The sequence below is a fragment of the Pseudomonas sp. Y5-11 genome, from assembly GCF_022368695.1.
Lineage (GTDB): Bacteria > Pseudomonadota > Gammaproteobacteria > Pseudomonadales > Pseudomonadaceae > Aquipseudomonas > Aquipseudomonas parakoreensis.
Genome location: NZ_CP058974.1, coordinates 133,396 through 156,878 on the forward strand (window position 1 = coordinate 133,396; position 23,483 = coordinate 156,878).

The following is a 23,483-nucleotide window of genomic DNA, read 5'->3' on the forward strand; positions in this document are numbered from 1 at the left end:
CCTGGCAATGTTCAAAGAAAGGACCGACACGTTGCGCAACAACTCTTTCGATTTGATTCGGCACATAGCGGCACTCATGGTGCTGATCAGCCATCACTTTGCGCTGTGGGGTCTGCCGGAGCCAGGCATTGCCGGCTTCAACTCGCTGGGCGGTATTGCCGTGATCGCATTCTTTGCGATCTCCGGCCTGCTGATCACTCGCAGCTTCGTCAACGCCACGAACTTCACCGACTATCTGATCAAACGCATTGCCCGCATTTTTCCAGCGCTGATTCTCTGCGCCTTTGCGATGACCTATATCGCCGGAGCTCTGTTTACCGAAGGTTATGTCACAGGCTCAAGTGCGCTAATCGATTTCCTGCGCATCTCGGTTTTCGGTCGAGCCACTATCGAACAGATCACCAATGGATTTATCTTCGACGAGTCCTTCAACGGCAGTCTCTGGACGCTGAAAATCGAATTCGGCTTTTACTTGCTGCTGGCGGCGGTTCTGGGTCTGTACCGAAAAGCCCTGTTGCCATGGATCCTGCTGACTGGGTTCGCCTTGGCAACCTATGTCCTGAGCAATGTCGTCGCCGGCGCCATGGCGCAAAAACTGGCGACCTACTGCGGTGCTGGTATCGCCTTCTTTGCCGGTTCGGTGATTGCCTTTCACAAACAGTACCTCAGCGATCCCCGTGTGCTGGCGATCGCTCTGACGGTGGGGGCCGGATTGATCTACCTCAGCGTCGGCACCCCATTGGCCACAGTGCTGGCGACACTGGGCTGTGCGTTGGTCACCCTGAGTCTGGGCCTGCTCTACGTCGACAAAAGTATCCGGGGCCGATTCGATATTTCTTACGGAATCTACCTGTATGCGTTCCCGGTCCAGCAACTGATCATCAACAAATCCCACCTGAGCTTTCTGCCGTCCATGGTTGTCTCGGCGCTGATCGTGATCGCGCTGGCAATCGCTTCATGGCGTCTGGTGGAGCAGCCAGCGTTGAACTTTGCCCATCGGAAAAAGCTTCAGCACACCGCAGCGGCCTCGTCCCCACCCTGAGCATGCGCCTGCCCGTGAGGTTTCAGGGCAGGCTCAGAACGGCTTGCACACCGCCCGACACGTTGCTGATCGACAGTTGGCCGCCATGCAACTTGGCCACCTCTTCAACAAAGTTCAGCCCCAACCCGGTGCTCTTGCGCCCACTGTCCGGACGCGGCAACGAATAAAATCGCTCACTCAAGCGCGGCAAGGCGTAATCGGGAATCGGGGCGGCTTCGTTGAACAAGCGCAACTCGACCTGCTCCCCGACACGTTCGGCACTGAAACGCAGCAACCCGGCGACCGGGGTGAAATCCAGTGCATTGTCCAGCAGATTGCCCAGCGCCTGACGCAGCAGAAACGGCTCGCCGATCAGCAGCAGATCCGGCGCAATCGTCTGCTCGACCGTGAGCCGCCGGCCTTCGATCCGCGCTGCCTGCGCGCGTAATAATTCATCGATCAGCGCCGCCAGCGGCACCGCCACGCGCTCCTCGAGACCCTGGCGCTGTTCCACCTGAGCCAGATTCAACAGGCGCTCGATCAACTGCTGCATCCGCGCGCTTTCGCTGTCGATATTGCCGACAAAGCGCAGGCGCTGAATCGCTGGCATTTCATCCTGCAGCAACTCTGCGGCACCGCGAATGGCCGCCAGCGGACTCTTCAATTCATGGGTCAGCGTGTGCACGTAGCGTTCGACGTAAGCCTTGCCTTCGAGCTGGGTGCGCATCTGCTCCACCGCCGTGGCCAGTTGTTCCAGCTCACCGCCACGGTAATGCGGCACCTCCACCCGGCGCCCCTCACTGACCGCTTTGGCGTAACCGGTCAAACGGTGCAGCGCGCGGCTCAGCCACCACGACAGCAAGGCACCGAACAGCAGGCCGAGGCCGATCAGCCCGGCCCCGTAAAACAACAAGCGCCGCTCGGTGCGATCGACGTAAGGCTGCAAGGAGCTATTGGGCTTGGCCACGGTGACCACGCCGATGATTTTGCCGTTGTCGCGGATCGGCGCGCCGACGTGCATCACTGACGACGCAGGATCGTTCGGATCGCTGCGGGTTGAGCGCGCACCGTATACGCCGCGCAGGGTCAGGTAGACGTCGTTCCAGCGCGAGTAATCCTGACCGACCGCCACGCCGCTGGAATCCAGGACCACGATGCCTTTGACGTCGGTGACGTAGATGCGATGGTTGACCTGATTTTTCGGCAACCCCCAGATGGTCGCCTGCGGCTGGCGTTCTCCGTAGGCACGCAACAATTCGGGCCAGCGGTTCTCGCTGAGCGTGCCGGCCTTGAAATCATCACGCAAAATCTCCGCCATCAGGTTGGCGGTGTCGACCAGGGTTTCTTCGGTGGACTGACGCACACCGGGGCGGATTTCTTCCATCACCGTGTTGAGCACGAAGTAACCGGTCAGGCCGATAAACAGCACATACACCAGAAAGATCCGCAGCCCCAGCGACATCAGCTGTGCCCCGGGCTGTAGCTGTAACCGAGGCCGCGATGGGTCTGGATCGGCTCGGCGTCGGCCCGCACCAGACGCAATTTGGCGCGCACGCTTTTGATGTGGCTGTCGATGCTGCGCTCGTAGCCGGCGTCGGCAGCAACCCCCAGCGCGTCGAGCAGTTGCTCGCGGCTGAACACCCGCTGCGGTTGTTCGAGCAGGCATTGCAACAGGCGAAATTCATGGCGGGTCAGGCTCAACGGCTGTCCCCGATAGACGATCTGCACACGTTCGGCATCGATGCGAAACAGCGTCGAGGACGCTTCAACCGCAGGACGCGGCGCCATGCGCTTGAGAATCGCCCGGACCCGCGCCGCCACCTCACGCGGGCTGAACGGCTTGACCACGTAATCGTCGGCGCCGATCTCCAGCCCCACCACCCGGTCGATCTCGGCGTCCCGGGCGCTGAGGAACAGCACCGGCACTTCACTGAAGCGCCGCAGCTGTTTGCAGGTTTCGAAACCGCTGATGTCCGGCAGGCCGATATCAAGAATGATCAAGTCGGCCGGGGTCTGCCGTTGATGCTCCAGCGCCGCGGCGCCCAGGCTCAGCCACGTGGTCGTGAACCCCTCGCCCTGCAGGGCAAAAATCAGCGTATCGGCAATCGCCGCTTCGTCTTCGACAATCAGGATATGAGGCATGGCGTCCGAGCCCATGGGTTAAGTGCGCGAACGGTGCCCCAAGCCTGACGTTACGTCAATGAGACCACTTAGCAGTCCGGCTTGTCGGCGGTGAAACGCCGCGCCGGGTTCACTGCGGCGCCAAACTCGCGCAAGGCCTTGGCACCGATCAGCAGCGGGTAGTTGAAGTTGCTGCGGTCGGTCAGGTTGACCTCAACGGTACGCTTGACGTTGCCCAGGCACAGTTCCAGATCGACCACCGGGCGTTTGGCGACTTCAGTGCTGTCGCCCTCGTCTTCTTCGTCTGAACGGCTCTTGATCTTGCTGATCCGCGCGATCTTGTGCTCGTAGACCTTGTTGCTGGCGTCCTTGGTGCCGAGGCGGAAGCGCACCCAGTTTTCACCGTCGCGGGTGAAGGTCTCGATGTCCTTGGCCGACAGCGACGCGGTCAGCGCGCCAGTGTCCATCTTGGCCTTGAGCACCTCACCACCGATTTCCGGCAGCGCGATGTATTCATAACGCCCGTACAGGGTCGGTTCGGCGGCCATGACCGGCAGGGCGACGAGGGCAAACAGTGCAAGGAGGGATTTCACGTAGAGGGCTTCCTTGGAAAATGAGGGCGTCAGACGCGAGATTTTAGACAGCCATCAAGGAATTCGTTCGCCCTTGATATTGCATCGCTGGCAAGCCAGCTCCCACAGGTTTCTCTGCCATTCACGGAAATCACATGCACTGGAGATCCTTGTGGGAGCTGGCTTGCCAGCGATGGGGCCAGCACAAGCCTCACTAATTGGCTCCAGCATAGCCGCCCAAAAGTGAAACATTCGTCACCGCCGATTTGGCCTGTCGCCCGAAGCCACTTATCATGGCGCGCCCATCCGCCTTCATAGAGTTGCTTATGCGCCGCCTGCTCACCGGCTGTTTCGTCACCCTGCTGCTGTTGCTCAACACCCTGATCCTGATCGGGCCGTTGATGGTCTTTGCCCTGCTCAAACTGATTGCGCCCGGGCGCTGGCGCGATTACGCCTCGTGGGCGGTGATGTGGATTGCCGAGACTTGGGCGGAAATCGACAAGCTGATCTTTCGTCTGTGCATCCCCACTCAGTGGGACATTCGCGGCGGCGCAGACCTGCGCGGTGACACCTCGTATCTGGTGGTCAGCAACCACCAGTCGTGGGTCGACATTCCGGCGCTGATCCAGACCCTCAACCGGCGTACGCCGTTCTTCAAGTTCTTCCTCAAGAAAGAGCTGATCTGGGTGCCGTTCCTCGGTCTGGCGTGGTGGGCGCTGGATTACCCGTTCATGAAGCGCTACAGCAAGGCGTTTCTGGCGAAGCATCCGGAGCTGGCGGGCAAAGATCTGGAAATCACCAAACAGGCCTGTGAGCTGTTCAAGCGCCAGCCGGTAACGGTCGTGAACTATCTGGAAGGTACTCGCTACACCGCGGCGAAAAGCGCGCAGCAGCAGTCACCGTTCAAGCACCTGCTCAAACCCAAGGCGGGCGGCGTGGCGTTTGTGCTGGCGGCGATGGGGGAGCAACTGGATGCGTTGCTCGACGTGACCGTGGTTTATCCACAGGAGAACATTCCGGGGTTCTGGGATCTGATCAGCGGCAGCGTGCCGCGGGTGATCGTCGACATCCAGACCCGCGAACTCGACCCGGCGCTGTCGCAGGGCGATTACGAGAACGATCCGCAGTTTCGCCAGCAGGTCCAGAACTGGGTCAACCAGCTCTGGACCGAGAAGGATCAGCGCATCAGCGAACTGCGCGGTGAGCGCAGCTGAATCAGCTGCCGCTGCCGGCGCCCCAGATGTTGCCCAGACTGCTCAACAGCGAACCGCCAACACCCTGTTGACCCAGGTATTGCAGGATCACCGGGGCAAACTGGCCCACCATGCCGCTGTCCATGCCCAGCGCACTGAAAGCGTTGTTCAGGTCGCTGGTGGTCTTGACGTTGCCCAGCGCATTTTCCAGCCCGGCTGACTTGCCCGACGAGCCCAGCAACCCGCTCAATGCCGCCAGATTGCCGCTACCGCCCGACAGTTTGTCGATGCCCGGCACTTCTTTGGCCAACTGCGAATAATCGGTGCTGCTCAATTGGTTCTTGGCCAGGCCCAACATCGCACTGGTTCCCCCTACAGCTTGCTGGGGTGTGATGTTCAGCGCACTCAAGGCACTCAGCAATCCAGCGGTTTCCGAAGTCGGTGCAGCGGCGGCAGCCTTGTCCCCCCCTTGCATCCCCGAGACTGCACCGGCGACATCGTTCAAGCTGAAACCGGCAAATACCGGGCTCGCTGCGAGGGTCATCAGTGAAGCAAAGGCCATACCGCGTGAAATCTTCATTCAGACATCCTCTTGCGCTGTGGTAACCGCCCGCTTATGGGCGGCAAAACTGCCGATTTGACCGGGTTTGCGCTGGCATGTTCCTCGCCGGCGCATCCATTTTCAGGATAGCCACGTATATAAAACGTGAAACCGTGGATAACCCGAGATGAATGGCACAAGCGCTGTCGCTGAACTAGCCTGTGAACAGCCCGAGCAGCGCCCTCGTCGTCCGCCCATTGCCTGGAGAACCGTCATTTCCACCGCCGACCCCGATCAGTTGCGCCAGTTGTTGGCCCAGTGTTCACTGGGCGATCGGCGTGCATTCGAAACCCTCTATCGCAGCGTCGGCCCGCGCTTGCACGGTGTCGCCTTGCGTTTCATGGGCCGGGCAGATCTGGCCGAGGACGTGCTGCAGGAAAGCTTCGTGCGCATCTGGAACAACGCCTCGCGCTACGAAGCCCATTTGTCGGCGCCGCTGACCTGGATGATCAACATCACTCGCCACCAGGCCATCGACCAGTTACGCAAACAGCGTGACCGACCGCTGACCGACTTCGAACAGGAGACCCTGCCGGACGAAGGCCCTTCGGCCCACGACCTGTTGAACAGCAGCCGCGAAGCCAGCGCGTTGCACCGTTGCCTGGACACCCTCGACGGCATGCAGCGCCAGTCGATCAGCGTCGCCTATTTTCAGGGCCTGTCCTGCTCGGAACTCGCCGAACACCTGGCCGCGCCGCTGGGTTCGGTGAAGTCGTGGATTCGCCGTGGCATGGAACGTCTGCGCAGGTGCCTTGAATCATGAACTACCAGACCCCTGCCCTGCGCCGCGCCCTCGCTGCCGATTACGCCATCGGCCTGATGTCGTCGGCGGCGCGCCGGCGCTTTGAACAATTGCTACTGGATGATGCAGCACTGCGAACCGAGTTGGCGCAGTGGCAGGAGAGCCTCGCCAGCCTTACCGATACATTGCCGGAGCAACCGGTGCCGGATCGGGTGTGGCAAGGCATTACTGCACGCATCGAACCGCAAGTGCTGCACGTCCCGGAAAAACGACCGTTCTGGAACTGGCTGCGAGTCACCGCTGCACTCTGCTCGATCGTGGTGCTGGTGTTCCTCGGTTCCCTGTACAACCGCGACGACGCCCGCTACCGCGCCACCCTGCTGAGCGCCGACGCGCAACCAGCGCTGAAGGTCGAGGCGCATGCGGACTATCTGCAAGTCGAACCGCTGACATTGGCGGCAGTCGGGCCAGATCGCAGCCTGGAACTGTGGGCGATACCCGCCGATGGCAAGCCGATTTCGCTGGGGGTGATTCCTGCAGGCGGCAAAGGCAAGGTTGAACTGAGCGCGGCACAGAAAGCCTTGATCGGCCAGCCGATTGCGCTGGCGGTGAGTCTGGAGCCGCAAGGTGGGTCGCCGACCGGGCAGCCGACCGGGCCAGTGCTGTATCAGGGCGCTTTGGCAGCCCTCTGAATGCAAAAATCAAAGATCGCAGCCTTCGGCAGCTCCTACAGGGATCGATGTAGGAGCTGCCGAAGGCTGCGATCTTTTGATCTAAAAAAAGGCGACCCGTGGGTCGCCCTATTTACTTACGCCGCACTGAACAACCGATGCGGATCGATCACAAACTTCTTCGGCACACCGGCATCGAACTCGCCATAGCCTTCCGGCGCCTGGTCGAGGCTGATGACTTGCACACCCACCACTTCGGCGATGTTGATGCGGTCCCACATGATCGCCTGCATCAGCTGGCGGTTGTATTTCATCACCGGGGTCTGGCCGGTGTGGAAGCTGTGGGATTTGGCCCAGCCCAGGCCGAAGCGGATGCTCAGGCTGCCCATTTTCGCGGCGGCATCTACAGCGCCCGGATCCTCGGTCACGTACAGGCCCGGAATACCGATCTTGCCGGCGACGCGCACCACGCCCATCAACGAGTTGAGCACGGTGGCCGGGGCTTCGGCTTTCACCCCGTCATGCCCGTGGCCGCGCGCTTCGAAGCCCACGCAGTCCACCGCGCAATCAACTTCCGGCTCGCCCAAAAGTGCGGCGATCTGCTCGTGCAGCGGCGTGTCCTTGGACAGGTCGACCACTTCAAAACCCTGAGCCTTGGCGTGCGCCAGGCGGATGGTGTTGACGTCGCCGATGATCACCACCGCCGCACCGAGCAAACGGGCGGAGGCGGCAGCGGCCAGACCGACCGGGCCGGCGCCCGCGATGTACACGGTGCTGCCCGGGCCAACGCCCGCCGTTACCGCACCGTGATAGCCGGTCGGCAGAATGTCGGAGAGGCAGGTCAGGTCGCGGATTTTCTCCATGGCCTTGTCGCGATCCGGCAGTTTCAGCAGGTTGAAGTCGGCGTACGGCACCAGCACGTATTCAGCCTGGCCGCCGGTCCAGTCGCCCATGTCGACATAACCGTAAGCACCGCCGGCGCGGGCCGGGTTGACGGTCAGGCAGACACCGGTGTGTTGCTCCTTGCAGGAACGGCAGCGCCCGCAAGCCACGTTGAACGGTACGGAGACCAGGTCGCCGATTTTCAGGTTCTCGACGTCGGAACCCTTCTCGATCACTTCGCCAGTGATTTCATGGCCCAGCACCAGACCGGTCTGCGCCGTGGTCCGGCCGCGCACCATGTGCTGGTCGGAGCCACAAATGTTGGTGGACACCACACGCAGAATCACCCCGTGTTCGATCTTCCTGCCGCGCGGGTCCTGCATTTTCGGATAGTCGATTTTCTGTACTTCGACCTTGCCAGCGCCGAGATACACCACACCACGATTGCCAGACATGCTTTCACCTCGCTGTTGTTTTTATGGAACCGCGTTGCCCAGGCAGGCAGCGCGTTAAGTGCTCGGTAAATCAAAAGATCGCAGCCTTCGGCAGCTCCTACATGAATCGCATACCCCTGTAGGAGCTGCCGAAGGCTGCGATCTTTTAGCTATCTAAAGAACAACGGTTCTGTTGGCGTTCAAAAACACCCGTCTTTCGATGTGATAACCCACGGCCCGGGCCAAAGTCAGGCCCTCGATATCACGCCCCTTGGCAATCAGATCTTCCGGGTAATGACTGTGATCCACGGCCTCGACGCCCTGGGCGATGATCGGCCCTTCATCGAGATCGTTGTTGATGTAATGCGCCGTGGCGCCGACCAGTTTCACGCCCTTGTTGTAGGCCTGGTGATAGGGTTTGGCACCCTTGAACCCCGGCAGCAACGAGTGATGGATGTTGATCGCCTTGCCATCGAGCTTGCGGCACAACTCCGGAGACAGCACCTGCATGTAGCGGGCGAGGATCACCAGTTCGGCGCCGGACTCTTCAATCACCTGCCACACCTGACGCTCCTGCGACGGCTTGTCGTTGGGGTCGAGGGGGAAATGGTAGTAGGGAATCTGGTGCCAGTCGGCCAGCGGCTTGAGGTCCGGATGGTTGGACACCACCGCCGCCACGTCCATCGACAACTGACCGATGCGCTGGCGGTAGAGCAAATCGTTGAGGCAGTGATCGGCCTTGGAGACCATGATCACCACTTTCGGCCGGTAGTTCGGCGCAGTCAGCTCGAAGACCATGCCAAACGCCTGACCACGCTCGGCGAGGCCGGCGCGGAAGGACTGTTCGTCGAAGCCGTCGGGCTGACGGAATTCCACGCGAATGAAGAAACGACCCGAGAGCCGGTCATCGAACGAATGGTGCTCGGTGACGTAGCAACCCTGCTCGAACAGAAAACGCGTCACCGCGTCCACCGTGCCGAGCACGCTGGGGCAGTCGGCGGTCAGAATCCATGTGTCTGGGGCGCGGCTCATGGTGCGGTGACTCCTGTTTCAACATCTGTGAGCAGAGTGAACTCTGTGGCTATGCTGAACTGCTTGTGGCGAGGGGATTTATCCCCGATCGGCTGCGAAGCAGTCGCAAAACCTGTGTACGGGAACTGACAGATAAACCGCAGCGACTGGTCTGGGGCGGCTTCGCCGCCCATCGGGGATGAATCCCCTCACCACAAAGCAGTCACAGCAGGTCAGGCCTGCACGCTGAGGCCGTACTCGGCCGAAGCATCCTGCAACCACAACCACCAGTAATCCGAGAAGCTGCGGCGGATCAGCAGTTCCCAGGTGTCTTCAGCGGTGTGGCGAATCATCAGTTGCGACTTGGCGAACACCGTGCCCACTGCTTTGCCGACCGGGAAGTTGTTCGGGTGCACGTCGTAACTCGTGGATTTCATCAGCACCTGACGCACGTTCGGCCCGTTCAGTTCGAGCACTTGCTGGCCGCCGCTGACGTTGACGATCGCGATGTGCAGGTCGCCCAGCGCTTCGCGCAGTTTCTGTTCGGCGGCGAATTCTTCACCGCTTGGCACGATCAGCAGCCACTCGTCCGGGCCCATCCATTGCAGGCTGGTTTCGCCTTTGACGATCACGCTCAGGGCGCCGGGCAACTCAATGCCGAGGGCCTTGTGCACGCCGGCGGCGAACGCGGCATCGTGACCATCGCCACGAATCGTCAGGTGACCGAGGAGTTTCTTTTCACGCACGATGACGCCGGCGTTCTTGCGCCCCTTGCCGACCAGGCTGGCGAGGTCGGCATGGTGCAGCGACGACTCGGCACGGGCACCGGTGGTCGGGCGTTGTTGGTAAACATTGGCTGTGGTCATAAAGCACCTATCTCAATTCTGTTGGTCCGGTCCTTGTGGTGGCTGCACTGCCGCCTTCGCGAGCAAGCTCGCTCCCACAGGGGACTGATGCCTGACACAAATTCCATTAACAACCCGAAACCTGTGGGAGCGAGCTTGCTCGCGAAGGCGATATCCGCCACACCACAGGGTTCGAAGCTGTCAGATGTTCTGCCGATCCCCCTTCGGATCGAAGAACACCGAAGAAACGATCTCTGCCTCGATCACGCTGCCATCGGCCAGCGGTGCAAACACCCGCTCGCCCATGCGCTTCAGACCGCCCTTGACCACACCCATGGCAAACGAATAACCGAGGGAGTTGTGCGCGTAGCTGGAGGTCACGTGGCCGACCATGGTCATCGGGATCGCCTGCTTGGTGTTGAACACCAGTTGCGCGCCTTCCGGCAGCCAGACATTCGGGTCGATCGGCTTCAGGCCCACCAGTTGCTTACGCTGATCCTTCACGCAGTCTTCACGGTTCATGCCGCGCTGGCCGATCCACGAGAACGGTTTGGTGCGACCGACGCACCAGCCCATGTTCAGGTCGTCCGGAGTCATCGAGCCGTCGGTGTCCTGACCGACGATGATGAAACCCTTCTCGGCGCGCAGGACGTGCATGGTTTCAGTGCCGTACGGGGTCAGGTTGTACTGCTTGCCGGCTTCGACGATTTTCTCCAGCACGCCCATTGCATAGTCGGCCTGGACGTTGACTTCGTACGACAGTTCACCGGTAAACGAGATACGGAACACCCGCGCCGGCACACCGCCAACCAGACCTTCTTTCCAGGTCATGAACGGGAACGCTTCGTTGGCCAGATCGATGTCGGTCACGGCACTGAGCAGCTTGCGGCTGTTCGGCCCGGACAGGGTCATGGTCGCCCAGTGGTCGGTAACCGAGGTGAAGTACACCTTCATCTCCGGCCATTCGGTCTGGTGGTACAACTCCAGCCATTGCAGCACACGAGCCGCGCCGCCAGTGGTGGTGGTCATGACGAAATGGTTGTCGGCCAGACACGCCGTCACACCGTCGTCGAAGACCATGCCGTCTTCTTTGCACATCAGGCCGTAACGCGCCTTGCCCACGTCGAGCTTGGTCCAGGCGTTGGTGTACACGCGGTTGAGGAACTCGCGGGCATCCGGGCCTTGGATGTCGATCTTGCCCAGGGTCGAGGCGTCGAGCAGGCCGACGCTGTCGCGCACGGCTTTGCATTCGCGCTTGACCGCGGCGTGCATGTCTTCACCGTTTTTCGGGAAGTACCATGGACGTTTCCACTGACCGACGTCTTCGAACTCGGCGCCGTTTTTCAGGTGCCATTGATGCAGCGCGGTGTAGCGCACCGGCTCGAAGATGTGCCCACAGTGACGACCGGCCACGGCGCCGAAGGTTACCGGCGTGTAGTTCGGGCGGAACATCGTGGTGCCCATCTGCGGGATGGTCACGTTCAGCGAACGGGCGGCGATGGCCAGACCGTTGACATTGCCGAGCTTACCCTGATCGGTGCCGAAGCCCAGCGCGGTGTAGCGCTTGACGTGTTCGACCGACTCGAAACCTTCGCGGGTCGCCAGTTCGATGGCGGCAGCGGTGACGTCGTTCTGCAGGTCGACGAATTGCTTCGGCGCACGCGAGGTGCCCTTCTCGTGCGGCACCTGGAACAGCGCCAGGGTCGCTTCTTCGAGACGGCTCAGGGCTTTTGGCAGCGTGCCTTCGACCACACCGAAACCGGCTTCACTGGCCGCGCGTGCGCCACCTTCGAAACCATCGGCCAGCGAATCACCGAGGCCGTAAACGCCGTTGATGCCGCCGACGCACACACGCTTCTGCGGTGCTTCGCCCGGAACGAAACCGAGGATGTCTTCGCGCCAGACCGGCTTGCCACCGAGGTGCGAAGCCAGGTGCACCACCGGGCTGTAACCGCCGGAACTGGCGATCACGTCGCAGTCGAGCCATTCGCCCGGGCTGGTCACGGTGTGCGCTTTGACGTCAATCGCGGCAACGCGGGCTGCGGTGACGCGCTTGCTGCCACGGGCCTCGATCACGGCGCTGCCGGTGAGGATGCGAATGCCTTTGGCGCGGGCCTCTTCCACCAGCGCACCACGCGGATTGCTGCGGGCGTCGGCGATGGCGACCACTTGCAGGCTGGCGTCGAGCCAGTCCAGCGCCACGCGATAGGCGTGATCGTTGTTGGTGGTCAGCACCAGCTTCTTGCCCGGTGCCACACCGTAACGGCGCACGTAAGTCGAGACCGCACCGGCAAGCATGTTGCCCGGCACGTCGTTGTTGCCGTAGACCAGCGGACGCTCGTGGGCACCGGTCGCCAGCACCACACGCTTGGCGCGGACACGGTGAATGCGCTGACGCACCTGACCGATCGGCGCACGGTCACCGAGGTGATCGGTGAGGCGTTCATGAATGGTCAGGAAGTTGTGGTCGTGGTAACCGTTAACGGTGGCGCGCGGCAACAGCAGCACGTCCGGAGTGTTCTTCAATTCAGCGATGACGCTGGACACCCACTCCATCGCCGGTTTGCCGTCGAGGCTTTCGCGCGAATCAAGCAGGCTGCCGCCGAACTCTTCCTGCTCATCGGCGAGAATCACCCGCGCACCACTGCGTGCAGCCGCCAGGGCAGCCGCCAGACCGGCAGGGCCGGCGCCGACGATCAGCACGTCGCAGTGCTGGTTCATGTAGTCGTAGGTGTCCGGATCGACTTCGGTCGGCGAACGGCCCAGACCGGCTGCCTTGCGAATGTACTTCTCGTACGTCATCCAGAACGATTGCGGGTACATGAAGGTTTTGTAGTAGAAACCCGGCGGCATCAGCTTGCCGCCGACCTTGCCAAGAATCCCCATCATGTCGTTGTTGACGCTCGGCCAGCCGTTGGTGCTGGTGGCGACCAGGCCTTGGTACAGCGCCTGTTGCGTGGCGCGCACGTTGGGGATCTGCGTGGCTTCGGTGGCACCGATCTGCAGCACGGCGTTCGGCTCTTCGGCACCGGCGGCGAAGATCCCGCGGGGGCGCGAATACTTGAAGCTGCGGCCGATGATGTCGACGCCGTTGGCGATCAGTGCCGAGGCCAGCGAGTCGCCCTCGAAGCCTTTGTAGCTCTGACCGTTGAAGGTGAAGCTCAGCACTTTGTTGCGGTCGATCCGTCCACCGTTGGACAGGCGATTGGTCTGGCTCATACCTTCTCTCCCAGCGCCGTCGTGGCTGTTTTTGCCGTATCAGCCTTGTCGGTGAATTGCGGCTTGGTGCCGATCTTGTAGGTTTCGAGAATCTCGTAGGTCACGGTGTCGCGAGTGACGTTGAAGTACTGGCGGCAACCGGCGACGTGATCCCACAGCTCGTGGTGCAGACCGCGCGGGTTGTCGCGGAAAAACATGTAGTCGCCCCACTCTTCATCGGTGCAGGCGTTCGGATCCAGCGGACGCGGAATATGCGCCTGACCGGATGCGTGGAATTCCTCTTCGGAGCGCAGTTCGCCGCAGTGAGGACAGAAGATATGCAACATGGGAATTTCTCCTGTTAGTGGGCGACGGCAGCAGCGCCGTGTTCGTCGATGAGTGCGCCGTTGTGGAAACGGTCGATGGAAAACGGTGCTGCCAATGGGTGCATTTCACCCTTGGCCAGACTCGCGGCAAACACGTTGCCCGAGCCAGGTGTGGCCTTGAAGCCGCCGGTGCCCCAACCGCAGTTGAAGAACATGTTCGGTACCGGGGTTTTCGAAATGATCGGGCAAGCGTCCGGCGTGGTGTCGACGATGCCGCCCCACTGGCGGTTCATGCGCACCCGCGACAGCACCGGGAACATCTCGACGATGGCCTGGATGGTGTGCTCGATCACCGGGTACGAACCGCGCTGGCCGTAGCCGTTGTAGCCGTCGATACCGGCGCCGATCACCAGGTCGCCCTTGTCCGACTGGCTGATGTAGCCGTGCACCGCGTTGGACATGATCACGCTGTCGATAATCGGTTTGATCGGCTCGGACACCAGCGCCTGCAGCGGGTGGGATTCGATCGGCAGACGGAAACCGGCCAGCTTGGCCATGTGTCCGGAGTTGCCGGCGGTGACCACGCCGACACGCTTGGCACCGATGAAACCCTTGTTGGTTTCAACGCCGATGCACACGCCGTTTTCCTTGCGGAAACCGATCACTTCGGTCTGCTGGATCAAGTCCACGCCCAAGGCGTCGGCGGCACGGGCAAAGCCCCAGGCCACGGCATCGTGACGGGCAACGCCGCCACGACGTTGAACGGTCGCGCCCATCACCGGGTAGCGGGTATTCTTCGAGCAGTCGAGGTACGGGATCTCGTCCGCCACTTGCTTGGCGTTGAGCAGTTCGCCGTCGACGCCGTTGAGGCGGTTGGCGCTGACCCGACGCTCGGAATCACGGATGTCCTGCAGGGTGTGGCACAGGTTGTAGACGCCGCGTTGGGAGAACATCACGTTGTAGTTCAGATCCTGCGACAGGCCTTCCCACAGTTTCATCGCGTGTTCGTACAGGTGCGCCGACTCGTCCCACAGGTAGTTGGAGCGAACGATGGTGGTGTTGCGCGCGGTGTTGCCGCCGCCCAGCCAGCCTTTCTCGACCACGGCCACGTTGGTGATGCCGTGTTCCTTGGCCAGGTAGTAGGCGGTCGCCAGACCGTGCCCGCCACCGCCGACGATGACCACGTCGTAGACCTTCTTCGGCGTTGGCGTGCGCCACATGCGCTGCCAGTTCTCGTGGTGGCTGAGGGAGTGTTTGAAGAGGCCGAAGCCCGAATAGCGTTGCATAGTCATTTACTCCAAACCGCTCAGCGATAAACCGGGTAGTCGGCGCACAGAGCCGCGACGTTCTTGGCCACATTCGCTTCAACGTCGGCGTCACCGAGGTTGTCGAGGATGTCGCAGATCCAGCCGGCCAGCGCTTCGCACTGGGCGACCTTGAAGCCACGCGTGGTGACGGCCGGGGTGCCGATGCGCAGGCCCGAGGTCACGAACGGCGACTGCGGGTCGTTCGGCACGGCGTTCTTGTTGACGGTGATGTGCGCGCGGCCAAGGGCGGCGTCAGCATCTTTGCCGGTCAGGCCCTGACGGATCAGGCTGACCAGGAACAGGTGGTTGTCGGTACCGCCGGACACTACATCGTAGCCACGTTTGATAAACACGCTGGCCATGGCCTTGGCGTTATCGATCACTTGTTGCTGATAGGCCTTGAAGCCGGGCTCCAGCGCTTCCTTGAAGCACACCGCTTTACCGGCGATGACGTGCATCAGCGGGCCGCCCTGGGCGCCGGGGAATACCGCGGCGTTGAGCTTTTTCTCGATCTCTTCGTTGGACTTGGCCAGGATCAGCCCGCCACGTGGACCGCGCAGGGTCTTGTGGGTGGTGGTGGTGACCACGTCGGCGTAAGGCAGCGGGTTCGGGTACAGGCCAGCAGCGACCAGACCGGCGACGTGGGCCATGTCGACGAACAGCAGCGCGCCCACTTTGTCGGCAATCTGGCGGAAGCGCGGGAAATCCAGTGTTTTCGAGTAGGCGGAGAACCCGGCAACGATCATCTTCGGTTTGCACTCGACGGCCAGACGCTCGACTTCGTCGTAATCGATCAGCCCGGTGTCGGTGTTGATCCCGTACTGCACCGCGTTGTACAGCTTGCCCGAGGACGACACTTTGGCGCCGTGGGTCAAGTGACCGCCATGAGCGAGGCTCATGCCGAGGATGGTGTCGCCCGGCTGGATCAGCGCCAGGTACACGGCGCTGTTGGCCGAGGAACCGGAGTGCGGCTGGACGTTGGCGTAATCGGCGCCGAAAAGCTGCTTGGCGCGTTCGATGGCCAGCGCTTCGACTTTATCCACATGCTCGCAGCCACCGTAGTAGCGCTTGCCCGGATAACCTTCGGCGTATTTGTTGGTCAGGCCGCTGCCCTGCGCTTGCATCACGCGTTTGCTGGTGTAGTTCTCCGACGCGATCAGCTCGATGTGATCTTCCTGACGTTGCTCCTCGGCATTCATCGCCGCCAGCAGTGCATCGTCGTAACCCTGGATCTGGTCTTGCTTGCTGAACATCGCGTCTCTCCCAGCGGCGTCGGTGCGCCATTTCGTCTTGGTCAGGCACGCGGCTTGCGGAGGTGCCCTTTGATGCGATGGTATGGCCGGCGCAGACAGCCCAGATGCCTACGGACGCCACACAAAGGTGCGTTTACGACATGGCTCGAAATGACCGATTGAATTCGTGGAGATCCCCTGTGGGAGCGAGCCTGCTCGCGAAGAGGCCGGCACATCCGACATGGAAGTTGGCTGACAGACCGCCTTCGCGAGCAGGCTCGCTCCCACAGGGGTCAGGTGTATGCCGCACGGATGGCGAGCAGCAGGAGGAAATGCAGGGGATAGAGCGCATACGCCCAGCGGCGCATGGGCAATGGATGAAGGGATCCGGCATGTCGCAACAAGACTATCCCGAGCAATGGCGCAATCAGACACGCCGCGATACCAAACACCGCCACGTAATTGCCTAACTCCGCCGCCTCATACAGCACCCGCCACTGATTGCCCGCCAGACACACCAACCCCGGCAGCACGCCAAAATACCAGGGACGACGGATCACCCACAGCAGCGCCAGCGGCAACAGCACGCCAAACATGCCGAACATCAGCCACTGCGCAAACAACGCCGCCAGCAGCAAGGCGCCCACGCCCAAAAGCCGCGACAACAACGTACGATCCTGCCAGCCCCGCGCCACCAGCAACCCGAGCGCCAGGGTGGGCAGCACGTTCAAGGTGTCGGGATCGGGAATGTACAAGCGGTAAGGAATTTCGCTGACCAGACTGAACAGCAGCAACCAGCCCAGATAGCGCCACTCGGTCTTCTGTGCACCGGCGCGGGCCAGGTTCGCCGCCATCGCCAGACAGAACCACGGGAATGCCATGCGTCCCGGCACATACAGCCAATCGGCGCTGATCCCGACATATCGCAGGTGATCGACCAGCATGCTCAGCAGCGCCAGCCACTTGAGCAGATCGAGTGCGCCGTCGCGCTGGCTCAGGTGCATAATCGGCTCGCATCCTTGTAAAGTTCTGACAGCGACATCCCGTGTGCTCCCCGGAAGATCTTCGGTAAAGTGCGCACCCTCATTGACCACGAGCCTTCACAAGAGTCTCGACCACGGAAGCCGGCCATGACCGACAAGAGCCAACAATTCGCCAGCGACAACTACTCCGGTATCTGCCCTGAAGCCTGGGCTGCCATGGAACAGGCCAACCACGGCCACCAGCGCGCTTATGGCGACGATGAATGGACCGCACGCGCGGCCGACCATTTCCGCAAGCTGTTCGAAACCGACTGCGAAGTATTCTTCGCCTTCAACGGCACCGCCGCCAACTCGCTCGCGCTGTCGTCGCTGTGCCAGAGTTACCACAGCGTGATCTGCTCGGAAACCGCCCACGTCGAAACCGACGAATGCGGCGCCCCGGAATTCTTCTCCAACGGCTCGAAACTGCTGATCGCCGGTACCGAAAACGGCAAGATCACCCCGCAGTCGATCCGCGAAGTCGCGCTCAAGCGCCAGGACATCCACTACCCGAAACCACGGGTCGTGACCCTGACCCAGGCCACCGAAGTCGGCAGCGTCTACACCCCGGAAGAAGTCCGCGCCATCAGCGCCACCTGCAAGGAGCTGGGCCTGCACCTGCACATGGACGGCGCGCGCTTCTCCAACGCCTGCGCGTTCCTCGGCTGCTCGCCAGCCGACCTGACCTGGAAAGCAGGTGTCGATGTGCTGTGCTTCGGCGGCACCAAAAACGGCATGGCGGTGGGTGAGGCAATCCTGTTCTTCAACCACAAACTGGCCGAAGACTTCGATTACCGCTGCAAACAGGCCGGGCAACTGGCGTCGAAAATGCGTTTCCTGTCGGCACCGTGGGTCGGCATCCTCGAAAACGACGCCTGGCTCAAATACGCCCGCCACGCCAACCACTGCGCGCAATTGCTGGCCGAGCTGGTCAGCGACATCCCGGGCGTGGAACTGATGTTCCCGGTGCAGGCCAACGGCGTGTTCCTGCAACTCTCGGAACCGGCCATCGCCGCGCTGACCGCCAAGAACTGGCGCTTCTACACCTTCATCGGCAAGGGCGGCGCGCGTTTCATGTGCTCGTGGGACACCGAAGAAGAACGTGTGCGCGAACTGGCGCGCGATATCCGCGAAGTGATGTCCGCCTGATTCTTCCTCTGTAGGAGCTGCCGCAGGCTGCGATCTTTTGATCTTGATCTTAAAAACAAAATCAAAAGATCGCAGCCTGCGGCAGCTCCTACAGGGATTGCGATGTTCCTTGGTCTACATTGTCTGTCGAGCCCTCCGCTCACATAACAACAAGCAGGAGCATCGGCATGTCGCTACAAGGCAAAACCCTGTTCATCACCGGCGCCAGCCGTGGCATCGGGCGTGAGATTGCGCTGCGGGCCGCGAAGGACGGGGCCAATATCGTGATTGCGGCCAAGAGCGCCGAAGCCCATCCGAAATTGCCGGGCACCATCCACAGCGTCGCCGCAGAAGTCGAAGCGGCCGGCGGCTACGCCCTGGCGCTGCAACTGGATGTACGTGATGAAGACGCGGTGCGCCATGCGCTGGCCCAGGCCAACGAACATTTCGGCGGCATCGATGCGCTGGTGAACAATGCCGGGGCGATCAAGTTGACCGGTGTGCAACACATCGAACTCAAGCGGTTCGACCTGATGCACCAGATCAACACCCGTGCGGTGCTGCTGTGCAGCCAGGCCGCCCTGCCCTATCTGAAGAAATCCGCCGGGCACATCCTCAACCTGTCGCCGCCGCTGAATATGGCGAGCAAATGGTTCGCCCAGTACAGCCCTTACACCGTGACCAAGTACGGCATGAGCATGCTGACCGTGGGCATGAGCGAGGAATTCGCCAGTTACGGCATCAGCGTCAATTCGCTGTGGCCGCAGACGATGATTGCCACGGCGGCGATCGAGTTTCAGTTGGGCAATCGCGAGTCGTTCAAGCATGCGCGCCTGCCTTCGATCATGGCGGATGCGGCGCATGTGATTCTGAGCAGCAGCGGGCGACAGATCAGCGGACGGTTATTGATAGATGAGGAGATTTTGCGCGAGAGCGGCGTGACCGAATTCGATCACTACCGATTTGATCCGGACAGCACGACCCACCTAATGCCCGACTTGTTCGTCGACTGAAAATACCTAACCCCTGCAGGAGCTGCCGAAGGCTGCGATCTTTTGATCTTGTTTTTAGGATCTAAAGATCGCAGCCTTCGGCAGCTCCTACAGGGATCCGGCTCAGAATTCGATTCTGACGTCGCCTTTCGGCACACTGCAGCACGACAGAATGTACCCCTCGGCCTCGTCGTCCTCGGTAATCCCGCCGTTGTGCTCCATCTCCACTTCGCCGCCCAGTTTCATCACCTTGCACGTGCCGCAGATCCCCATGCCGCAAGCTTTCGGGATCATCAGGCCAAGCTTGGCCGCCGCCGCATGCACGGTTTCGCCCGGGGCCACGCGAATGCTCTTGCCGGAAGCGGTGAACTCGACTTGATGCAGATCCGCCGCATCGATTTCCGGTGCTTCGGCGGCCTGTTCGGCTTGCTCCACCGCGTCGGCGCGGGCTTCCGGTGGCGTGGCGCCGAAGGATTCCTCGTGATAACGCGACATGTCGTAACCGGCGGCTTCGAGCAGGCGCTTGACGGCGGTCATGTACGGCGTCGGGCCGCAGCAGAACACTTCGCGCTCAAGGAAGTCGGGAACCATCAGCTCCAGCATCTTGTGATTGAGGTAGCCGCGATAGCCGGCCCACGGTTCGCCCAGCCCGTGTTTCTCGCAGATCAGGTGCAGGCTGAAGTTGTCGATCCGCGACGCCATGTGCTCCAGCTCGCGGTGGTAAATGATGTCTTTCGGCGAGCGGGCGCTGTGGATAAAGGTCATGTCGACATTGGCGTTGGTGTCGTAGAACCAGCGCGCCATCGACATGCACGGGGTGATCCCCACGCCGCCGCTGAGATACAGCACTTTCGGGCTCGGGAAGTCGATGGCATTGAACAGCCCGACCGGCCCGTGCACCGCCAGCTCCTGGCCTTCATGCAGGGTGTCGTGCAACCAGTTGGAAACCTTGCCGCCCGGCACGCGCTTGATGGTCACCGAGAAGCTGTACGGCACCGACGGCGAACTGGAAATGGTGTACGAACGCATGATCGGCTGACCGTCGATTTCCAGCTCCAGGGTTACAAACTGCCCGGGCTTGAAGAAGAACAGGATCGGCTGGTCGGCCATGAAGCAGAAGGTGCGTACGTCCCAGGTTTCCTGGATGACTTTGACGCAACGGACGATGTGTCGGCCATTGGCCCAGGTCTGGGTGGTGACCGGATTCAGGAAGCTGTTGGACATGCTGTTCTCCACGGCCGACTGTCGGCCTTCATGTGGCGATTCTGCGTATAGCGTGAACCGCCCGTTTACCTATCCGCGACATCGGCATACTTATCGCGACCAGCCCCCAACCACCGGGGGTTGCGCGTCGGGAACAGATTGCACCATGTCGCCCATGGATAAGGTTCCGGGCAGCGCCGGCCCCACACTCGTCTCACACCAAGACAACTTCTTTACACCTTGCGTAGCAACCCTGATCAGCCACTTTCGCCGGCCACGCAGATGGCCTTGAGGATCACATTGATGGACACCGCAAAAATCAGCCTGGGCGACCCGCTGGAACCCGCACGCAAGGCCACCGCACAGATGCTGCAGGAGCGCGAACGTACCTTTTCGCTGCCGCAGCCGTTCTATAACGATGAGCGCCTGTTCGATATCGATATGCAGGAGATCTTCCAGAAGGAATGGTTGATCGCCGGCATGACCTGCGAGATCCCGGCCAAGGGCAACTACATCACCCTGCAGATCGGCAAGAACCCGATCATCGTCATTCGTGGCGCCGAGGGTGTGGTGCATGCGTTCCACAACGTCTGTCGCCACCGAGGCTCGCGCCTGTGCACCAGCGACAAGGGCAAGGTTGCCAAACTGGTCTGCCACTACCACCAGTGGACCTACGAGCTGGACGGTCGCCTGCTGTTCGCCGGTACCGAGATGGGCGCCGACTTCGACATGAAGCAGTACGGCCTCAAACCGGTGAACGTGAAGACGGCCGGCGGCTACATCTTCATCAGCCTGGCGGAAAACCCGCCGGCCATCGATGACTTCCTGTCGACGCTGAACCACTACATGGAACCGTACGACATGGAGAACACCAAGGTGGCGGTGCAAACCACCTTGATGGAAAAGGCCAACTGGAAACTGGTGCTGGAAAACAACCGCGAGTGCTACCACTGCGGCGGCTCGCACCCTGAATTGCTGAAAACCCTGCTGGAATGGGACGACGTCACCGACCCGCGCGCCGACCAGGCGTTCAAGGATCACGTTGCCGCGTCTGCTGCTGCCTGGGAAGCCGAGAAAATCCCTTACGCCCACGCCAGTTTCGGCCTGCGCAACCGCATCGTGCGCATGCCGCTGCTCAAGGGCACCGTGTCGATGACCCTGGACGGCAAACAGGGCTGCGCCAAGCTGATGGGCCGGATCAAGAATCCGGATCTCGGTTCGATGCGCATCCTGCACCTGCCGCACTCGTGGAACCACTGCATGGGCGACCACATCATCGTGTTCACCGTGTGGCCGATCAGCGCCCAGGAAACCATGGTCACCACCAAATGGCTGGTGCACAAGGACGCCGTCGAAGGCGTGGATTACGACGTCGAACGCATGCGCCAGGTCTGGGACGCGACCAACGACCAGGACCGGCGTCTGGCCGAAGAAAACCAGCGCGGGATCAACTCCACGGCTTATCAGCCGGGGCCGTACTCCAAGACCTATGAGTTTGGCGTGGTCAACTTCGTGGACTGGTACAGCGAGCGGATGCTGAACAACCTCGGGGCGGAACCTGCGCCGTACCTCAAGGGAGTGCCGGTTCAGGGCTAAAAGCAAAAGCTTCGCGAGCAAGCTCGCTCCCACAGGGACTGGCGGTGTACACAAATTCTGTTATCACCGCCGACCACTGTGGGAGCGAGCTTGCTCGCGAAGAGGCCGGCCCAGTCACCACCTCACTTCGATGACCACCTCACACTGCCATCCTCCCCAATAAACTCCTCAAAAATCTCCTCCCCCACCAGCCGGATTTTCGCGTAGCCATTCAGCACCCGCAGCGGGTAATCCGGATCGTTCGCATCCTGCGTCTCCGAAAACAGCACCCGCGAATGGCCGTTCAGCTCGCTGGTGGTGCCGTAGGGAATCGCTCCGTGTCCGGCGCAGCGCGCATGCAGTCCACCTTGTGGCGCATAGACAATGCCGTTGTGCAGATGCCCCCAATACCAGTAATCCGGCTCGCGCCCCAGCGCATCGCACACCGGTTGATACAGCGCGGTCTTGTGGTGCCCGGTGATGTCGAAGCCCTGATGGTGGCTAAGCACCATGAGTTTCTTGCGTTTCGGCAGGCCCTTCATCCACTCGATCTGCGGTTTGTTGAGGGTGCCGTCCATGTACAGGTTCATGACATCCGAAGCGTACGCGGTGTCCAGCCCGACAATCAGCCAGTCGTCGTTGATCAGGGCAAAGTAGCTGGTGCCTTGCTGCCCCGGAAAACGCGCGGCCAGTTCCTTGAAGTAACCGTGGGCGCCGCTGTACATCTCGTGATTGGAGTTGAGGGTGAACGAGCCGTGGGTGCCCATCGGCCAGCCGGCCATGTCGGTGTCTTCCTGGGAGTGGCTGCCGGCGTAATAAACGTCCCCCAAATGAATGGTGAAATCAGCGTTCGCCAGTTGCATCTGATTGGCCACCGACACCGCCGGCGCGTGGCTGTTGAACGGCCCGGTGCCCCAGTCACCGGCAATCGCCAGCGTCACTTCGCGATCCATGGTCACCATCGCCGGGTCAGTGCCGAAGGTCGCGTGATGACGCAGGTTTTCGATCCACTTGAGCAGCGCCTCGCTCCATAGCAGATCCAGCAGTTCCCATTTGCGACATCCCAGCAGCGTGCCGTCCTTGAGCACCTTGGTCTGCAATTGATCGGGCGATTGCGGCAACGGCGTGGCATTGCCGATGCGCAGGATCGACAGACCATGGGACAACTCCCACGGCACCGCTGGTTCGTCGTCCGGCAGCTCGCCGTTTTTCAGCACGTATTGCGCCTGATCGTGGCCGCGCTGCAGCAGCTTGATGATTGCCTGAAACTCCTGCGGCTCCAATTCGCTGATGAGCTTCATCCAGGCCATTTCCATGCGCGTGAACAAGCCGTGAATGCGCACCTTGACCTTGTCGTATTCATGCTTCAGATGACCGACCGCTGACATGGCGTAATCCTCTATCCGT

Annotated in this window: 21 protein-coding genes; 7 read left to right on the forward strand and 14 right to left on the reverse strand. The window is 61.3% G+C overall.

The features are described 5' to 3' along the window. Nucleotides 1-31: 31 nt before the first annotated feature. Nucleotides 32-1,042 carry an acyltransferase gene (locus tag HXW87_RS00550; RefSeq protein WP_095669275.1) on the forward strand — a complete coding sequence of 337 codons (1,011 nt, stop codon included), beginning with the start codon at nucleotides 32-34 and terminating at the stop codon, nucleotides 1,040-1,042. 22 nt (nucleotides 1,043-1,064) lie between these two features. Here the strand turns inward: HXW87_RS00550 and creC are convergent, their stop codons facing one another. The 3 genes from creC to HXW87_RS00565 form a co-directional block, all read right to left on the reverse strand. Next, a complete protein-coding gene (gene creC, locus HXW87_RS00555) occupies nucleotides 1,065-2,483 on the reverse strand; it encodes a two-component system sensor histidine kinase CreC (RefSeq protein WP_239778311.1) in 1,419 nt (472 codons plus the stop codon). Further along, a complete protein-coding gene (creB, locus tag HXW87_RS00560) occupies nucleotides 2,483-3,163 on the reverse strand; it encodes a two-component system response regulator CreB (RefSeq protein ID WP_041070160.1) in 681 nt (226 codons plus the stop codon). The genes creC and creB overlap by 1 nt, the downstream gene beginning before the upstream one ends. Nucleotides 3,164-3,231: 68 nt before the next feature. After that, nucleotides 3,232-3,735, reverse strand: a complete 504-nt coding sequence (locus HXW87_RS00565) for an ATP-dependent zinc protease (RefSeq protein ID WP_041069928.1) — start codon at nucleotides 3,733-3,735, stop codon at nucleotides 3,232-3,234. Nucleotides 3,736-4,040: 305 nt separating this feature from the next. On the opposite strand from HXW87_RS00565, the gene HXW87_RS00570 reads away from it, so the two are divergent. Continuing rightward, the gene (locus HXW87_RS00570; RefSeq protein WP_047297055.1) at nucleotides 4,041-4,928 is read left to right on the forward strand and encodes an acyltransferase; all 888 of its coding nucleotides are present in this window, start codon (nucleotides 4,041-4,043) and stop codon (nucleotides 4,926-4,928) included. 1 nt (nucleotide 4,929) lies between these two features. Here HXW87_RS00570 and HXW87_RS00575 read toward each other — a convergent pair whose 3' ends face one another. Next, nucleotides 4,930-5,487 (reverse strand): DUF2780 domain-containing protein, encoded by a 558-nt coding sequence (locus HXW87_RS00575; RefSeq protein WP_182402768.1) that lies wholly within the window; start codon nucleotides 5,485-5,487, stop codon nucleotides 4,930-4,932. 148 nt (nucleotides 5,488-5,635) lie between these two features. On the opposite strand from HXW87_RS00575, the gene HXW87_RS00580 reads away from it, so the two are divergent. Together HXW87_RS00580 and HXW87_RS00585 are read left to right on the forward strand one after the other, a co-directional pair. Then, nucleotides 5,636-6,271, forward strand: a complete 636-nt coding sequence (locus HXW87_RS00580) for a sigma-70 family RNA polymerase sigma factor (RefSeq protein WP_239778312.1) — start codon at nucleotides 5,636-5,638, stop codon at nucleotides 6,269-6,271. Beyond that, complete coding sequence (locus tag HXW87_RS00585; protein ID WP_131670555.1) at nucleotides 6,268-6,942, forward strand: anti-sigma factor; 675 nt, start codon at nucleotides 6,268-6,270, stop codon at nucleotides 6,940-6,942. Before HXW87_RS00580 ends, HXW87_RS00585 begins: the two co-directional genes overlap by 4 nt. Before the next feature lie 116 nt (nucleotides 6,943-7,058). On the opposite strand, the gene fdhA is transcribed toward HXW87_RS00585, so the two are convergent. From fdhA to HXW87_RS00625, 8 genes are all read right to left on the reverse strand, one after another. Next, nucleotides 7,059-8,258, reverse strand: coding sequence for a formaldehyde dehydrogenase, glutathione-independent (gene fdhA, locus HXW87_RS00590; RefSeq protein ID WP_027610665.1), 1,200 nt, complete (start codon nucleotides 8,256-8,258; stop codon nucleotides 7,059-7,061). Between the two features lie 153 nt (nucleotides 8,259-8,411). Beyond that, nucleotides 8,412-9,269 carry a formyltetrahydrofolate deformylase gene (gene purU, locus HXW87_RS00595; protein WP_064589552.1) on the reverse strand — a complete coding sequence of 286 codons (858 nt, stop codon included), beginning with the start codon at nucleotides 9,267-9,269 and terminating at the stop codon, nucleotides 8,412-8,414. Between the two features lie 212 nt (nucleotides 9,270-9,481). After that, nucleotides 9,482-10,114, reverse strand: coding sequence for a sarcosine oxidase subunit gamma family protein (gene soxG / locus HXW87_RS00600; protein WP_239778313.1), 633 nt, complete (start codon nucleotides 10,112-10,114; stop codon nucleotides 9,482-9,484). Between the two features lie 180 nt (nucleotides 10,115-10,294). Continuing rightward, the gene (locus HXW87_RS00605; protein WP_182402789.1) at nucleotides 10,295-13,312 is read right to left on the reverse strand and encodes a sarcosine oxidase subunit alpha; all 3,018 of its coding nucleotides are present in this window, start codon (nucleotides 13,310-13,312) and stop codon (nucleotides 10,295-10,297) included. Then, nucleotides 13,309-13,638 carry a sarcosine oxidase subunit delta gene (locus HXW87_RS00610; protein ID WP_003228964.1) on the reverse strand — a complete coding sequence of 110 codons (330 nt, stop codon included), beginning with the start codon at nucleotides 13,636-13,638 and terminating at the stop codon, nucleotides 13,309-13,311. The genes HXW87_RS00605 and HXW87_RS00610 overlap by 4 nt, the downstream gene beginning before the upstream one ends. A 14-nt stretch (nucleotides 13,639-13,652) precedes the next feature. Beyond that, nucleotides 13,653-14,903: a sarcosine oxidase subunit beta gene (locus tag HXW87_RS00615; protein WP_003206307.1), complete on the reverse strand. Its 1,251-nt coding sequence runs from the start codon at nucleotides 14,901-14,903 to the stop codon at nucleotides 13,653-13,655. Between the two features lie 20 nt (nucleotides 14,904-14,923). Continuing rightward, on the reverse strand, nucleotides 14,924-16,177 hold the full coding sequence (gene glyA / locus HXW87_RS00620) for a serine hydroxymethyltransferase (RefSeq protein WP_041069902.1): 1,254 nt from the start codon (nucleotides 16,175-16,177) through the stop codon (nucleotides 14,924-14,926). 272 nt (nucleotides 16,178-16,449) lie between these two features. Next, nucleotides 16,450-17,160 carry a TraX family protein gene (locus HXW87_RS00625; RefSeq protein WP_182401623.1) on the reverse strand — a complete coding sequence of 237 codons (711 nt, stop codon included), beginning with the start codon at nucleotides 17,158-17,160 and terminating at the stop codon, nucleotides 16,450-16,452. A gap of 126 nt (nucleotides 17,161-17,286) precedes the next feature. On the opposite strand from HXW87_RS00625, the gene HXW87_RS00630 reads away from it, so the two are divergent. Both HXW87_RS00630 and HXW87_RS00635 read left to right on the forward strand, forming a co-directional pair. Continuing rightward, nucleotides 17,287-18,327: a low specificity L-threonine aldolase gene (locus HXW87_RS00630; protein ID WP_016772826.1), complete on the forward strand. Its 1,041-nt coding sequence runs from the start codon at nucleotides 17,287-17,289 to the stop codon at nucleotides 18,325-18,327. Nucleotides 18,328-18,494: 167 nt separating this feature from the next. Continuing rightward, entirely contained in the window at nucleotides 18,495-19,319 is an 825-nt protein-coding gene (locus tag HXW87_RS00635; protein WP_182402791.1) for an NAD(P)-dependent oxidoreductase, read from the forward strand. A gap of 102 nt (nucleotides 19,320-19,421) precedes the next feature. Here the strand turns inward: HXW87_RS00635 and gbcB are convergent, their stop codons facing one another. Further along, complete coding sequence (gene gbcB / locus HXW87_RS00640) at nucleotides 19,422-20,522, reverse strand: glycine-betaine demethylase subunit GbcB (RefSeq protein ID WP_041069889.1); 1,101 nt, start codon at nucleotides 20,520-20,522, stop codon at nucleotides 19,422-19,424. Between the two features lie 282 nt (nucleotides 20,523-20,804). Here gbcB and gbcA point away from each other — a divergent pair, with 282 nt between their 5' ends. Next, nucleotides 20,805-22,097: a glycine-betaine demethylase subunit GbcA gene (gbcA, locus tag HXW87_RS00645; RefSeq protein WP_047297065.1), complete on the forward strand. Its 1,293-nt coding sequence runs from the start codon at nucleotides 20,805-20,807 to the stop codon at nucleotides 22,095-22,097. Between the two features lie 122 nt (nucleotides 22,098-22,219). On the opposite strand, the gene HXW87_RS00650 is transcribed toward gbcA, so the two are convergent. Further along, nucleotides 22,220-23,464 carry a metallophosphoesterase gene (locus HXW87_RS00650; protein WP_145593544.1) on the reverse strand — a complete coding sequence of 415 codons (1,245 nt, stop codon included), beginning with the start codon at nucleotides 23,462-23,464 and terminating at the stop codon, nucleotides 22,220-22,222. Nucleotides 23,465-23,483 lie beyond the last annotated feature (19 nt).

Excerpts from the sequence above, each read along its gene's own strand:
- creC (WP_239778311.1), bottom strand. The coding sequence starts at position 2,483 with ATGTCGCTGGGGCTGCGGATCTTTCTGGTGTATGTGCTGTTTATCGGC.
- creB (WP_041070160.1), bottom strand. The coding sequence starts at position 3,163 with ATGCCTCATATCCTGATTGTCGAAGACGAAGCGGCGATTGCCGATACG.
- HXW87_RS00570 (WP_047297055.1), top strand. The coding sequence starts at position 4,041 with ATGCGCCGCCTGCTCACCGGCTGTTTCGTCACCCTGCTGCTGTTGCTC.
- HXW87_RS00575 (WP_182402768.1), bottom strand. The coding sequence starts at position 5,487 with ATGAAGATTTCACGCGGTATGGCCTTTGCTTCACTGATGACCCTCGCA.
- HXW87_RS00580 (WP_239778312.1), top strand. The coding sequence starts at position 5,636 with ATGAATGGCACAAGCGCTGTCGCTGAACTAGCCTGTGAACAGCCCGAG.
- HXW87_RS00585 (WP_131670555.1), top strand. The coding sequence starts at position 6,268 with ATGAACTACCAGACCCCTGCCCTGCGCCGCGCCCTCGCTGCCGATTAC.
- fdhA (WP_027610665.1), bottom strand. The coding sequence starts at position 8,258 with ATGTCTGGCAATCGTGGTGTGGTGTATCTCGGCGCTGGCAAGGTCGAA.
- purU (WP_064589552.1), bottom strand. The coding sequence starts at position 9,269 with ATGAGCCGCGCCCCAGACACATGGATTCTGACCGCCGACTGCCCCAGC.
- soxG (WP_239778313.1), bottom strand. The coding sequence starts at position 10,114 with ATGACCACAGCCAATGTTTACCAACAACGCCCGACCACCGGTGCCCGT.
- HXW87_RS00605 (WP_182402789.1), bottom strand. The coding sequence starts at position 13,312 with ATGAGCCAGACCAATCGCCTGTCCAACGGTGGACGGATCGACCGCAAC.
- HXW87_RS00610 (WP_003228964.1), bottom strand. The coding sequence starts at position 13,638 with ATGTTGCATATCTTCTGTCCTCACTGCGGCGAACTGCGCTCCGAAGAG.
- HXW87_RS00615 (WP_003206307.1), bottom strand. The coding sequence starts at position 14,903 with ATGCAACGCTATTCGGGCTTCGGCCTCTTCAAACACTCCCTCAGCCAC.
- glyA (WP_041069902.1), bottom strand. The coding sequence starts at position 16,177 with ATGTTCAGCAAGCAAGACCAGATCCAGGGTTACGACGATGCACTGCTG.
- HXW87_RS00625 (WP_182401623.1), bottom strand. The coding sequence starts at position 17,160 with ATGCACCTGAGCCAGCGCGACGGCGCACTCGATCTGCTCAAGTGGCTG.
- HXW87_RS00630 (WP_016772826.1), top strand. The coding sequence starts at position 17,287 with ATGACCGACAAGAGCCAACAATTCGCCAGCGACAACTACTCCGGTATC.
- HXW87_RS00635 (WP_182402791.1), top strand. The coding sequence starts at position 18,495 with ATGTCGCTACAAGGCAAAACCCTGTTCATCACCGGCGCCAGCCGTGGC.
- gbcB (WP_041069889.1), bottom strand. The coding sequence starts at position 20,522 with ATGTCCAACAGCTTCCTGAATCCGGTCACCACCCAGACCTGGGCCAAT.
- gbcA (WP_047297065.1), top strand. The coding sequence starts at position 20,805 with ATGGACACCGCAAAAATCAGCCTGGGCGACCCGCTGGAACCCGCACGC.
- HXW87_RS00650 (WP_145593544.1), bottom strand. The coding sequence starts at position 23,464 with ATGTCAGCGGTCGGTCATCTGAAGCATGAATACGACAAGGTCAAGGTG.